This is a genomic window from Citrobacter farmeri, from assembly GCF_019048065.1.
In the GTDB taxonomy this organism is placed as follows: Bacteria; Pseudomonadota; Gammaproteobacteria; order Enterobacterales; family Enterobacteriaceae; genus Citrobacter_A; species Citrobacter_A farmeri.
This window is the reverse complement of record NZ_CP077291.1, coordinates 4,699,793-4,712,758: the sequence shown is the minus strand read 5'-3', so window position 1 is coordinate 4,712,758 and position 12,966 is coordinate 4,699,793. Positions and strand designations below refer to the sequence as shown.

Sequence of the window (12,966 nt, the reverse complement as noted above, 5' to 3'; positions counted from 1 at the left end):
TTATTTCGCCGCCTGCATGGTGGACCACCAGGCGTCATCGGCTTCAATTTGGCCTTGCAGATTGATATGCGGGTAGGGCAGCCCCTTGCGTTTGGCGACTTTTGCCAGCACGGGATAGCCGCCCTCAAACAACAAGCGCTGCTGTTCGTCTTGCGGCAACATGCTGTTTTCGCGAAGGTACATTCCGGCGTTCTGCCGCTGGCGCTGTGCTTCGTAAAGAATCAGCGCAGAGGCGACAGAAACGTTAAGCGACTGAACCATGCCGATCATGGGGATGATGATATCCTGATCCGCTAAATCCAGCGCTTCCTGCGTAATACCGGTTTTTTCCTGACCCATCAGAATACAGGTTGGACGCGTGTAATCTATTTCGCGAAAATCAACAGCGTTATCAGAGAGGTGTGTTGCCAGAACCTGCATGCCACGCTCTTTCAGATGGGTAACCGCATCGCCAATCGTGCGGTGGGTTTTCACCTGTACCCAACTGTTGCTGCCCGCCGCCGCTGAGGCCATGGTGCGCATACGGCTACCCGGCCAGACGGCATGAACTTCTTGAACGCCAACGGCATCTGCGGTGCGAATGATCGCAGAGACGTTATGAGGTTTGTGGACCTGCTCCATGCAGACGGTCAGGTCCGGCTGGCGCCTGGCGAGCATTTCGCAAATGCGGGCATAACGCTGTGCATTCATTTGACTAATTTCGGTTACGGGTGACTTTTATCACGTCTGGCATCACGCGGATTTTGCGCATGATGTTCGCCAGGTGCACGCGATCGCGCGCGGTAAGGCGAATAAAGGCGCTGTAGACGCGACCATCTTTCTCTTCAGTATTCAGGCTCTGAATATTCGAGGTGGTAGTGTTGATCGCCGCCGTCAGGTTAGCCAGTGCACCCTGGTGGTTAAACATATCCACTTTGATTTCAGTGATGAATTCTTGCTCCGTCTCTTTGTCCCATTCCACCGCCATAAATTTCTCTGGCTCTTTCTGGTAACCACGGATGTTACGGCAGGATTCATGGTGAATGACCAGGCCTTTACCTGGACTGACGTGGGCAATAATCGGATCGCCAGGAATCGGGCGGCAGCACTTGGCAAAGGTAATCAGTACCCCGTCTGCGCCTTTAATAGGCAAATGACCGTGGCCAGGTGCCGCGGACTGGATCGCAGAGGCATCACCCTGCTGCAGGTTTTTCGCCACCACTACGCTCATGGCATTACCGAGGCCGATTTCTGCCAGCAGGTCGTCAAGCGTTGCGAGTTTCATTCGCTCAAGTTCACGCTGAATACTTTCTTGCGGGATCTCGGCCAGCTTACGACTGCCACCCAACGCATGGTTGAGCAGGCGGCGTCCCAGACTGACGGAATCATCGCGCTTGAGGTTTTTCAACAACTGGCGGATCTTGGCGCGGGCCTTTGAACTGACGACGAAGTTAAGCCACGCCGCGTTCGGACGTGCTCCCGGCGCGGTAATGATTTCAACCGTCTGACCGCTGGTCAGCGGCTGTGACAGTGGGTAGGGCTGCCTGTCGACGCGCGCACCCACACAGGCATGACCAATATCGGTATGCACCGCATAGGCAAAGTCGACGGGTGTTGCACCGGCAGGCAGTTCGACAATGCGCCCTTCCGGTGTGAAAACGTAAATCTCATCCGGGAAAAGATCGGATTTCACGCTCTCGATAAATTCAAAGGAGCTGCCTGCGCTTTGTTGCAGTTCCAGCAGGCTTTGCATCCAGCGCTGGGCACGAATCTGCGCGGTCGTGCTGGTTTCTCCGTGCTCTTTATAAGCCCAGTGCGCCGCGACCCCCATTTCCGCCATCTGATCCATATCCTCTGTACGGATCTGGACTTCAACCGGAACGCCGTGCGGGCCGATCATCGACGTGTGCAAAGATTGATAGCCGTTCGCTTTCGGAATAGCGATATAATCTTTTACCCGTCCTGGACGCGGCTTATAGAGGCTGTGCATCTGACCGAGCACGCGATAACAGGTGTCGGCGTCATGAACAATAACGCGAAACGCGTAGATATCCATGATTGAGTGAAAACGCTGCTCTTTAAGCACCATCTTGCAATAGATGGAGTAGAGGTGCTTCTCACGACCACTCACACGGCATGGAATCCCTGCTTCCTGCAATCGCCCTTCGATTTCAGAGAGGATTTTTTGGATCATCTCTTTACGGTTGCCACGTGCAGCTTTAACCACCTCTTTAATCACACGATAGCGATTCGGGTACAGCGCCTCAAAACCCAGTTCTTCGAGCTCGGTTTTAATGTGATGGATACCTAAACGGTGCGCCAGCGGGCTATAGATTTCGAGGGTTTCACGAGCGATGCGGCGACGTTTATCCGGGCGTAACGAGCCCAGCGTGCGCATGTTGTGAGTGCGGTCAGCGAGTTTGATGAGAATGACGCGGATATCCTGCACCATCGCCATAATCATCTTGCGAAAGTTTTCGGCCTGTGCCTCTTTCTTATCGCGGAACTTGAGTTTATCAAGCTTCGATACCCCTTCTACCAGCTCAGCAACGCTTTTACCAAAAAGCTGCTCCATGTCCTGGTAGGTGGCGGGAGTATCTTCGATCACGTCATGTAGCAGCGCAGCCATCAGCGTTTCATAGTCGAGTTTCATCTCGGCCAGAATGCAGGCTACGGCAACAGGGTGCGTGATATAAGGTTCACCGCTTGAACGTGTCTGGCCCTCGTGAGCGTCACGTGCAACGAGATACGCCTGCCGAAGACGTTTGATCTGGTCTTCCGGCAGGTAGTGTTGAATCAGTTGATTCAGGCTTTCAAACAGATACAAGGGCGACCCGCTTTGTGATTAACGACGACCTTCAGCAATCGCGGTTACGGCTTGTAATTCAGCGGCTTCCTGCTCTTGCTGTTCCTGGCGCTCACGAACGTCAAGGATCTGGTTGTTGATCAGACCTTCTTCGATTTCGCGCAGCGCGATTACGGTAGTTTTATCGTTTTCTTCCGGTACGAGCGGATCCTTTCCGCCTACCTGCATCTGACGAGCGCGACGCGCGGCGACCAGTACCAGGTCAAAACGGTTACCAATTTTCTCTACAGCGTCCTGAACAGTTACGCGTGCCATACTTTAAATGCTCCACAGGTGAAGAAATGACTGGGCATAATACTGAAAGTGAGTTCAGTCTGCCAACAGTTTGCTGATTAAAGCGTCATGACGCTGCTTTTGACGGCTCATGCGCAGACGTTCGGCGCGAATAATGGTCTTCAGATCGCCCAGAGCGGTGTCGAAGTCATCATTCACAATAAGATAATCATATTCGGCGTAATGGCTCATTTCTGCAACAGCTTGCGCCATACGTTTTGCAATCACCTCTTCGCTGTCTTGTCCACGACCCCGCAAGCGGCGGTCCAGTTCAAGTTTAGACGGCGGCAGAATAAAGATACTGCGTGCTTGCGGCATCTTCTGGCGAATTTGTTGCGCGCCCTGCCAGTCAATATCCAGAAAGACATCTACCCCGGAGGCCAGTACTTGTTCAATGGCTTCACGCGAGGTGCCGTAGTAATTGCCAAAAACTTCAGCGTGTTCCAGAAACGCGTCGTTGCCAATCATGGTTCTGAATTCGTCATGATCCACAAAGAAATAATGTTCGCCGTGAACCTCACCCGGGCGCGGAGCGCGCGTGGTGTGCGAAACAGAAACCTGGGTGTCATACAACGGTTGGGTTTTTAACAAAGCCTGTATCAGGCTGGATTTACCCGCGCCACTGGGGGCAGAAACAATATAAAGCGTGCCTTGAGCCATGAGTATTTTACGTATGTGATTATCGAATATGAACCTACATACGGGCTTATTATACACGTCGCCGCTACGCGACGTAGACTTTGTCACACTTTTTGCGCCAGATTATTGCTTTTTGCGCATCTGTTTCCAGGTTTACGCAACATTCGCTGCAAATGAGTGGAATCGCTGGAAGCCTGAACGCAATCTTCACTTTTGTCGCTCGGCACAAGTCATGCAACGCGCTATACCTGCCTGGCAACGTACAGCGGAGGTGGCGATGAAAACAGGGGCAGCGATATTGATGGGGGTATGGTTGTGGCACTCGCAGGTCTTAGCCGTATGCCCGGTATGGTCGGCAGCCAGAGCTAACGAAGAGATTTCTCGTTTGCAACGGCAAATTACACAGTGGGATGACGCCTACTGGAAAGAGGGCGTGAGTGCGATTGAAGATGGCGTCTACGATCAACTGCATGCGCGACTGCTCCAGTGGCAGCACTGCTTTGCTGACGATGCTCCGCCCAGCCTGACGTTGCCCGCTCCAGGTGGCACGCTCCCCCATCCTGTTGCCCATACCGGAGTTCAAAAGCTGGCTGACAAGCGAGCAGTTCAGCAATGGATGCGTGAACACAACAATTTATGGGTGCAGCCGAAGGTTGATGGCGTGGCGGTTACGCTGAAATACCAACAGGGCAAACTGACTCAGGCGATCAGCCGTGGCGATGGCCTGAAAGGCGAAGACTGGACGCAAAAAGTAAAACAGATCCCTGCAGTGCCGCAAACTGTGTTGGGCGCGCTGGCAAACAGCGTGTTGCAGGGCGAGATCTTTCTGCAACAGGAAGGGCATATCCAGCAAAAAATGGGTGGAATGAATGCGCGCTCGAAGGTAGCGGGTCTGCTGATGCGTAAGGGCAACGTCAGCGACTTATCATCACTGGGGATTTTTATCTGGGCCTGGCCTGATGGCCCGCAGACAATGTCCGAAAGAGTAAACGAGTTGAGTGCAGCGGGGTTCACGCTCACGAAGGCATTCACGCTGCCGGCTGACAATGTAGAGTCTGTGGATCGAGCGCGTACGCACTGGTGGACATCCGCATTGCCCTTCGTCACTGATGGGGTAGTTGTGCGGATGGACAAAGAGCCAGCTTCTCGCCAGTGGCTACCGGGACAAGGGAGTTGGCTGGTTGCCTGGAAATACCCGCCCGTTGCGCAGGTGGCTGAGGTCACTGCGATTCAATTTACAGTTGGCAAAAGCGGAAAAGTTGCTGTTGTGGCGACACTGGCCCCCGTCATGCTGGACGATAAACGGGTGCAACGAGTGAATATCGGTTCCGTCAGTCGCTGGAAAGAGTGGGATATCGCCCCTGGCGATCAGATTCTGGTGAGCCTTGCCGGACAGGGGATCCCGCGCATTGACGATGTTGTCTGGCGGAGTTCAGAGCGAACTAAACCGTTACCGCCTGAAAATCGCTTCAACTCATTAACCTGCTTTTTTGCTTCTGCATCGTGTCAGGAGCAGTTTATCTCCCGCCTGGTCTGGGTAGGCTCTGACGCCGTTCTAAAGCTGGATGGTGTTGGTGAGGCGGGCTGGAGGGCGCTTCATCAGCAGCATCACTTTGAACATATCTTTTCGTGGCTGACTTTAACTCAGGAGCAGATTCAGCGCACGCCGGGCTTTGCGAAAGCGAAGAGTGAGCAGGTGTGGCATCAATTTAATCTGGTGAGAAAACAGCCATTTATTCGCTGGATATTGGCGCTGGGCATCCCGTTACCTTTGGCGGCGCTCAATGCCAGCGGCGATCGTTCATGGTCACAGTTGTCAGGGCGAACGGAATCGTACTGGCAACAACTTCCGGCGGTCGGTCCACGTCGCGCACGTCAGGTAATGGCATGGCTGAACAACGCGGAAGTTAAGCAACTGAGCCACTGGCTGGCGGCCCAGCGTATTGAGAGCTTTATCCCTTAGTGGCTTTCGTGGTGGTAGTAAAATACGGGCAAACCCAGCTTAAGGCGCAGCGCCAGCAGTCGGGCGACAAAGCCAAACATCAGGGTTGAGATAACCACAATATCCTGATTAGAAACATAGTGTTGCAGGACAATGTAAAGCACGGCAGAGGCGAATGAGACACCAGCGTACAACTCTTTCTGGAAAACGAGTGGAATACGTTTACAGAACATATCGCGCAGCACCCCACCGAAGACGCCGGTGGTGACCGCCGCAACGACGGCAATGATCGGCCCATGGCCCATATCAAGAGCCACCTGGGCGCCAATGATGGAAAAGACGACCAGACCCAGGGCATCCAGTACCAGGAACACCTTGCGTAGATAGGGCATGACCGGAGCTACAATCGTTGTCACGACTGCCGCGGTGGCGACAATAATCACGTATTCGGGATGTTTAACCCAGCCCAGAGGATAGTGTCCGAGCAGAATATCGCGCACAGATCCGCCTCCGATGGCCGTCGCGGTGGCAATAATGATGACGCCGAATGTATCCATCCGACGACGACCCGCCGCCAGCGCGCCGGTCATGGCTTCAGCAGTGATTCCGATCAGGTACAAAACATGTAACAGCATGACTTCCCCCAGTATTGAGGGGACAAAGAGTAACGATTTGCACTCATCGTCACGATTGAGATTTTCTAAGGCGAGTGGTTTTTAATAACGTCAGGTAATGCGAAATTACCATTTTTCTTAGGTGGTATGCGATATGAGGTTTTTTCTGTCAGTAAAATGGATAAGAAAAACTAAACTGACGATAGATGCGAATCAGCGTAATTTGTGAAAAATGTAGCACCGCCATTGACTGACGGGCTACGCGTAAAGACACCTTACTCGATGTTCTGGATCTGTTCGCGCATTTGCTCGATCAGGACTTTCAGTTCAATAGCGGAATTGGTCACTTCCGCATTGATGGATTTCGACGCCAGCGTATTCGACTCGCGGTTAAATTCCTGCATCATGAAGTCCAGACGGCGGCCCACTGCCTCTTTTTTCTTCAGGATGTTGTAGGTTTCTTTGACATGGGCTTCAAGACGATCCAGTTCTTCTGCCACATCGATTCGCTGTGCCATCAGGACCAGTTCTTGTTCCAGACGGTTATTTTCCAACTGAACCTGAGCGTCTTCGAGCTTCGCGACCAGACGTTCACGCTGCCATTGCAGAATTTCTGGCATATGGGCGCGGACCTTAACGACTTCAGCGCTGACGCCTTCCAGACGTTGTTCGATCAGCGCTTTCAATGCCTGACCTTCCGTTTCGCGAGCAACGATGAAATCGTCAAGCGTACTGTCCAGTGCGGTCAGGATTTCAGCGGCTATGGCATCCAGATCCTGTTCCTGTGCCGCCATCACGCCAGGCCAGCGAAGGATATCGACCGGATTGATTTCCCCTTCATCGCTCTGCATTTTGACCCAGTTGGCCGCATTCACCAGTTGTTTTGCGAGCTTTTCATTCAGGATGAGTTCGCCCTGCGCGCTGGCATCGGGCTCAAAGCGCAGCATGCATTCAACTTTTCCACGCGTCAGGCGCGTACGGATGCGTTCGCGAACAACAGGCTCAAGGCTACGGAACTGTTCCGGCAGACGAAAGTAAGTTTCCAGATAACGCTGGTTTACCGAGCGCATTTCCCAGGTGGCGCTACCCCATTCACCCTTGATTTCACGCCGGGCGTAGGCGGTCATACTGCGGATCATAGACGTTCCTGTTTTTAAAGGAGAGATGGGGGGATTATAGCCATCCCGGCCTTGTCAGGATAGGAATAACCGCCGGAAGTCCGTATAATGCGCAGCCACATTCGTTTCAAGCCGGAGATCTCAATATGCGTCCAGCAGGCCGTAGCGCTAATCAGGTGCGTCCCGTAACCCTGACCCGTAACTATACAAAACATGCTGAAGGCTCGGTGCTGGTCGAATTTGGAGATACCAAAGTGCTGTGCACAGCCTCGATTGAAGAAGGCGTACCGCGTTTTCTGAAAGGTCAGGGCCAGGGCTGGATCACTGCTGAATATGGCATGTTGCCGCGTGCAACGCATACCCGTAACGCGCGCGAAGCCGCAAAGGGCAAGCAGGGCGGTCGTACGATGGAGATTCAGCGTTTGATCGCCCGTGCACTGCGTGCCGCGGTCGATCTCAAAACGTTGGGTGAATTCACCATCACCCTGGACTGCGACGTGATCCAGGCCGATGGCGGTACGCGTACAGCCTCCATTACCGGAGCCTGCGTTGCGCTGGCGGATGCGTTGAACAAGCTGGTGGCCAGCGGTAAGCTGAAAACCAACCCGATGAAAGGGATGGTTGCTGCAGTATCCGTAGGGATCGTCAACGGCGAAGCGCTCTGCGATCTGGAGTACGTTGAAGACTCGGCGGCGGAAACCGACATGAACGTGGTGATGACCGAAGACGGGCGAATCATTGAAGTGCAGGGGACGGCAGAAGGCGAGCCGTTCAGCCATGAAGAACTTCTCACCTTGCTGGCACTGGCCCGAGGGGGAATCGAATCCATTGTCACGACGCAGAAGGCGGCGTTAGAAAATTGATTTTAAGGCGACCAATGAGTCGCCTTTTTTTTGTCCGTAGATTTTGTCAATGATGAAAGTGAAATGAGGAGCGAATCCATGAAACCCTATCAACGCCAGTTTATTGAGTTTGCGCTTAACAAACAGGTACTCAAGTTTGGCGAGTTCACGTTGAAATCCGGGCGCAAGAGCCCCTATTTCTTCAACGCCGGGCTATTTAATACCGGGCGCGATCTGGCACTGTTAGGCCGGTTTTACGCCGAAGCGTTGGTGGATTCTGGTATTGAGTTTGATCTGCTTTTTGGCCCGGCCTACAAAGGTATTCCCATTGCGACCACTACGGCGGTCGCGCTGGCGGAGCATCACGATCGAGACCTGCCGTACTGCTTTAACCGCAAAGAAGCTAAAGATCATGGAGAAGGTGGCAATCTGGTTGGCAGCGCATTGCAGGGCCGCGTGATGTTGGTAGATGACGTGATCACCGCCGGTACGGCAATCCGGGAATCGATGGAAATTATCCAGGCCAATGGCGCGACGCTGGCTGGCGTGCTGATCTCTTTGGATCGTCAGGAGCGGGGGCGTGGCGAGATTTCCGCCATTCAGGAAGTCGAGCGTGATTATGGCTGTAAGGTAATTTCCATCATTACCCTGAAAGACCTGATTGCTTATCTGAAAGAGAAACCGGAAATGGCAGAACATCTGGCGGCGGTGCGGGCGTATCGGGAAGCGTTTGGCGTTTAACCAGGATGGCCGGATAACGCGTGCGCTATCCGGCAGATATTACTGCAGTTGTGAGGCGAGCAGCGGCCAACGGGCGTCAAAATCATCTGTTGGACGGTATTTGAATTCACTACGTACAAAACGCGACAGCATACCTTCGCAGAAGGCGAGAAGTTGGCTTGCCAGCAACGTTTCATCCGTCGTGTATCCTTCACCTTCACGCATCCGCTTTTCTCGCAGCACCTGGCGCAGTTGCGCTTCAATGCGTTCGAACAACTGATTGATACGTCCTTGCAGACGATCCTGTTCAAACATCAGCGCATGCCCGGTCAGGATACGCGTCAGGCCAGGGTTGCGTTCGCCGAAACCCAAAATCAATAACACAATCAGACGCAGACGTGCGTGGGTATCCTTTTCATCTTTCAGGATCAAATTGATACGAGTGATGAGGCTGTCTTCGATAAACTCAATCAGGCTATCGAACATGCGCGTCTTGCTGGGAAAGTGGCGATATAACGCCGCTTCGGAAACGCCGACGGAAGCCGCCAGTTTTGCCGTTGTAATGCGCTGGCTTCCATCGCTGGATTCCAGCATCAGCGCCAGAGACTGAAGTATTTCTTCGCGACGGTTCCTTTTCGCAGTTTGTTTTTCTGCCATGTTACAAAATACCCCTGAAAATAAGCACTTGCAGGCGAGCATCCGCACTATGACCGCAAACACATGGCTTGCGGTGATGTTATGACGTTATCGGGATGCGTAACTTTCTTACTGACGACCAGAATGGCCGAAACCGCCTTCACCACGGTGGGTGGCATCAAACTCTTCCACCAGATTAAATTCGGCTTGCACGACCGGTACAAAGACCATCTGGGCGATACGTTCACCCGGCTCAATGGTGAAACTGTCCTGACCGCGGTTCCAGACGGAGACCATCAGTTGCCCCTGATAGTCGGAGTCAATCAACCCCACCAGGTTACCCAGTACGATACCATGCTTATGGCCCAGTCCCGAACGCGGCAGGATGACGGCAGCGAGAGACGGATCGGCGATATGAATCGCCAGCCCGGTAGGCAGCAGCGTGGTAGCGCCCGGCGCCAGTTCTACGGCGTCATCGAGACAAGCCCGCAGGTCAAGTCCGGCGGAGCCGGAGGTGGCATACGTCGGCAGCGGGAATTGCTTGCCAACACGCGGATCCAGAATCTTAACGTCGATTTTTTTCATCATAACGGGTCACGATCTCGTCGAGTAATAATTGGCCCAGGAGTGCTTTGCGCTCAAGCGGTAAGACTTTATCTCCATCCTGCCAGAAAAGGTGTAAAGCGTTGCTGTCGCTATTAAACCCTTGAGTTGAAAGCGAAACATCGTTTGCACAGATCAAATCAAGGTTTTTACGGATACGTTTTTGCCGGGCGTATTCTTCCACATTATTTGTTTCCGCGGCAAACCCAACGACGTAGGGACGATGGTCTTTACGTGCGGCAACTCCTGCGATGATGTCCGGGTTTTTGACCATTTTTACTGTAAATTCATCACCCTGTGTTGCCTGCTTTTTAATTTTTTCCGGTGCGACAACGGCGGCGCGATAGTCTGCTACGGCAGCGCAGCCGATAAAAATATGTTGCTGCTGAACCGCAGATTGCACCGCCGCTTCCATCTCCAGAGCGGTCATCACATCAACACGCTGTACAAAAGGCGGCGTGGGTAACGATACGGGGCCGGTGACCAGCGTGACATTCGCCCCACGGCGGGCGGCCGCTGCGGCGATGGCAAACCCCATTTTACCGGAGCTGTGGTTGGAAATGTAACGTACCGGATCGAGCGGTTCGCGCGTCGGCCCCGCGGTAATCATGATATTGAGATGTTGCAAATCGTTGACAGGGGAGAAATGCGCCGCGGCCATATCGACAATCGTCAAAGGGTCCAGCATGCGGCCCGGCCCCACGTCACCGCATGCCTGGCTACCGCTGTCAGGTCCCCAGATGAGCAGGCCACGGGAGGCCAGAACGTCCAGATTATGCTGCGTCGCTGCAGCCCGGTACATCTGCTGGTTCATCGCCGGTAAAACGGCAATGGGGGCAGGTGTCGCCAGACAAATCGTCGACACCAGGTCGTTTGCCATACCCGCTGCGACACGCGCGATAAGGTCTGCGGTGGCTGGGGCGAGAATCACCAGGTCAGCCCATTTCCCCAACTCAATATGGCCCATCGCGGCTTCTGCCGCGGGATCCAGCAAACTATCGGAAACGGGATATCCGGAGACCGCCTGTAGGCTGAGTGGGGTAATAAAGGCTTTAGCCGCCTCGGTCATTGCCACACGAACATCGGCACCGCGTTCGCGCAGACGACGCACCAGTTCAGGGGTTTTGTAGGCAGCAATGCCGCCACTGACGCCGAGAACGATTTTTTTACCGGCCAGGCTCATCATGATCATTCCTGTTGGATTACACCAGAAGGCGGATATTTTATCACAATCCGTAAACTGTCGTGCGTTCACCCATGAATCACTTTGCGAGACGCTACGCAGGAGTGGAAATTGTGCGTCGATTCCCGCTCAGGGCTATGCCACCATTCGTGCTGGCACAAGGAGGTGGGAATGGAAACTACGGAGTATGTACTGCCGAGGGAAAAATTGTTGGCTCTGGGGGTGGACACGCTGACGGATGGCGAGCTGCTGGCGCTCTTCTTACGGACAGGAACGCCAGGGAAAGATGTTTTTACGCTGGCAAAAGAGCTCATGGAACATTTTGGCTCTCTCTATAGCTTGTTGACGGCAGACTACTCGCAATTCAGCGCGGTGACAGGGATTGGCGTAGCAAAGTATGCGCAGCTTAAAGGTATCGCGGAGCTGGCCCGGCGCTTTTATGAAGTGCAAATAAAAGGCACGAACCCGTTACTCAGCCCGGTGTTAACACGGGATTTTTTGCAGAGCCAATTTGCGGGGGAAGCGCGAGAAGTTTTCATGGTGGTTTTTCTCGATTCTCAACACCATGTCATTAAACATAGCCGCCTTTTCTCTGGCACACTCACCCATGTTGAGATCCATCCGCGTGAAATTATTCGTGAAGCGATAAAAATCAATGCATCTGCGTTGATCCTTGCTCATAATCATCCGTCGGGGTGTGCAGAGCCGAGTAAAGCGGATAAACTTATCACCGAGCGTGTCGTAAAATGCTGTCAGTTCATGGATATCCGTGTGCTTGATCACCTTGTCATTGGACGCGGAGAGTACGTTTCGTTTGCGGAACGGGGTTGGATTTGACGCACTTTGCGCGATCCATCGGGATCTTTGTCTGTTCGGGACTTGAGCACATCGCTGACTCAGCGTATACTACGCCACCTTTGAGAATCTCGGGTTTGGCATTTGGGCCTGGCAATCGAGTGTTCACTTAGACACCCAATCATTCACGTTGCGTTAAGGCAGCCTGGAGGATGAGGTGTAGAACCGCGATGACCGGGCTGTAAAGCCTGACGAGGCGCCGATACCCCATACGAAGCTCGAGCTAATTTGATTTTTGGAGAATAGACATGTCCCGAGTCTGCCAAGTTACTGGCAAGCGTCCGGTGACCGGTAACAACCGTTCCCACGCACTGAACGCGACTAAACGCCGTTTTCTGCCTAACCTGCACTCTCACCGTTTCTGGGTTGAGAGCGAAAAGCGTTTTGTCACCCTGCGTGTATCTGCTAAAGGTATGCGTGTAATTGATAAGAAAGGCATCGAAACAGTTCTGTCTGAACTGCGTGCCCGTGGCGAAAAGTACTAAGTACTAAGAGGAAATAAATCATGGCTAAAGGTATTCGTGAGAAGATCAAGCTGGTTTCTTCTGCTGGTACTGGTCACTTCTATACCACCACGAAGAACAAACGTACTAAGCCGGAAAAACTGGAACTGAAAAAGTTCGATCCAGTTGTCCGTCAGCACGTTCTCTACAAAGAAGCGAAAATTAAGTAATTCTCGCTTTGTTGTAACAAAAA

Annotated in this window: 15 protein-coding genes; 6 read left to right on the top strand and 9 right to left on the bottom strand. The window is 53.1% G+C overall.

Annotation, left to right across the window (positions count from 1 at the left end; genetic code table 11):
• The 4 genes from trmH to gmk are packed head-to-tail and all read right to left on the bottom strand — an operon-like array spanning position 1 to position 3,778.
• Positions 1-690 (bottom strand): tRNA (guanosine(18)-2'-O)-methyltransferase TrmH, encoded by a 690-nt coding sequence (gene trmH / locus I6L53_RS22265; RefSeq protein ID WP_042323361.1) that lies wholly within the window; start codon positions 688-690, stop codon positions 1-3.
• Positions 691-694: 4 nt separating this feature from the next.
• A complete protein-coding gene (gene spoT, locus I6L53_RS22260) occupies positions 695-2,806 on the bottom strand; it encodes a bifunctional GTP diphosphokinase/guanosine-3',5'-bis pyrophosphate 3'-pyrophosphohydrolase (protein ID WP_042323359.1) in 2,112 nt (703 codons plus the stop codon).
• Positions 2,807-2,824: 18 nt separating this feature from the next.
• A complete protein-coding gene (gene rpoZ, locus I6L53_RS22255) occupies positions 2,825-3,100 on the bottom strand; it encodes a DNA-directed RNA polymerase subunit omega (RefSeq protein WP_000135058.1) in 276 nt (91 codons plus the stop codon).
• Positions 3,101-3,154: 54 nt separating this feature from the next.
• Positions 3,155-3,778 (bottom strand): guanylate kinase, encoded by a 624-nt coding sequence (gmk, locus tag I6L53_RS22250; RefSeq protein ID WP_042323357.1) that lies wholly within the window; start codon positions 3,776-3,778, stop codon positions 3,155-3,157.
• Between the two features lie 256 nt (positions 3,779-4,034).
• Here gmk and ligB point away from each other — a divergent pair, with 256 nt between their 5' ends.
• Positions 4,035-5,720, top strand: coding sequence for an NAD-dependent DNA ligase LigB (gene ligB, locus I6L53_RS22245; RefSeq protein WP_042323356.1), 1,686 nt, complete (start codon positions 4,035-4,037; stop codon positions 5,718-5,720).
• Here ligB and I6L53_RS22240 read toward each other — a convergent pair.
• Complete coding sequence (locus I6L53_RS22240; RefSeq protein WP_042323354.1) at positions 5,717-6,334, bottom strand: trimeric intracellular cation channel family protein; 618 nt, start codon at positions 6,332-6,334, stop codon at positions 5,717-5,719. The two genes, ligB and I6L53_RS22240, sit on opposite strands and share 4 nt — an antisense overlap.
• 254 nt (positions 6,335-6,588) lie before the next feature.
• Positions 6,589-7,452: a YicC/YloC family endoribonuclease gene (locus I6L53_RS22235; protein ID WP_042323352.1), complete on the bottom strand. Its 864-nt coding sequence runs from the start codon at positions 7,450-7,452 to the stop codon at positions 6,589-6,591.
• Positions 7,453-7,577: 125 nt separating this feature from the next.
• Between I6L53_RS22235 and rph the strand changes: the two genes are divergently transcribed.
• Complete coding sequence (gene rph / locus I6L53_RS22230) at positions 7,578-8,294, top strand: ribonuclease PH (RefSeq protein ID WP_042323350.1); 717 nt, start codon at positions 7,578-7,580, stop codon at positions 8,292-8,294.
• Positions 8,295-8,372: 78 nt separating this feature from the next.
• The gene (gene pyrE / locus I6L53_RS22225; RefSeq protein ID WP_042323348.1) at positions 8,373-9,014 is read left to right on the top strand and encodes an orotate phosphoribosyltransferase; all 642 of its coding nucleotides are present in this window, start codon (positions 8,373-8,375) and stop codon (positions 9,012-9,014) included.
• A gap of 39 nt (positions 9,015-9,053) precedes the next feature.
• On the opposite strand, the gene slmA is transcribed toward pyrE, so the two are convergent.
• The 3 genes from slmA to coaBC form a co-directional block, all read right to left on the bottom strand.
• Positions 9,054-9,650 carry a nucleoid occlusion factor SlmA gene (gene slmA / locus I6L53_RS22220; RefSeq protein ID WP_042323346.1) on the bottom strand — a complete coding sequence of 199 codons (597 nt, stop codon included), beginning with the start codon at positions 9,648-9,650 and terminating at the stop codon, positions 9,054-9,056.
• A gap of 108 nt (positions 9,651-9,758) precedes the next feature.
• The gene (gene dut / locus I6L53_RS22215; RefSeq protein ID WP_042323344.1) at positions 9,759-10,217 is read right to left on the bottom strand and encodes a dUTP diphosphatase; all 459 of its coding nucleotides are present in this window, start codon (positions 10,215-10,217) and stop codon (positions 9,759-9,761) included.
• The gene (gene coaBC / locus I6L53_RS22210; RefSeq protein WP_094465816.1) at positions 10,195-11,415 is read right to left on the bottom strand and encodes a bifunctional phosphopantothenoylcysteine decarboxylase/phosphopantothenate--cysteine ligase CoaBC; all 1,221 of its coding nucleotides are present in this window, start codon (positions 11,413-11,415) and stop codon (positions 10,195-10,197) included. Before coaBC ends, dut begins: the two co-directional genes overlap by 23 nt.
• A 171-nt stretch (positions 11,416-11,586) precedes the next feature.
• On the opposite strand from coaBC, the gene radC reads away from it, so the two are divergent.
• The 3 genes from radC (at position 11,587) to rpmG (ending at position 12,943) form a co-directional block, all read left to right on the top strand.
• Positions 11,587-12,252, top strand: coding sequence for a RadC family protein (gene radC / locus I6L53_RS22205; protein WP_042323339.1), 666 nt, complete (start codon positions 11,587-11,589; stop codon positions 12,250-12,252).
• Between the two features lie 266 nt (positions 12,253-12,518).
• Complete coding sequence (rpmB, locus tag I6L53_RS22200) at positions 12,519-12,755, top strand: 50S ribosomal protein L28 (protein ID WP_003024071.1); 237 nt, start codon at positions 12,519-12,521, stop codon at positions 12,753-12,755.
• 20 nt (positions 12,756-12,775) lie between these two features.
• Entirely contained in the window at positions 12,776-12,943 is a 168-nt protein-coding gene (gene rpmG / locus I6L53_RS22195) for a 50S ribosomal protein L33 (protein ID WP_003024094.1), read from the top strand.
• Positions 12,944-12,966 lie beyond the last annotated feature (23 nt).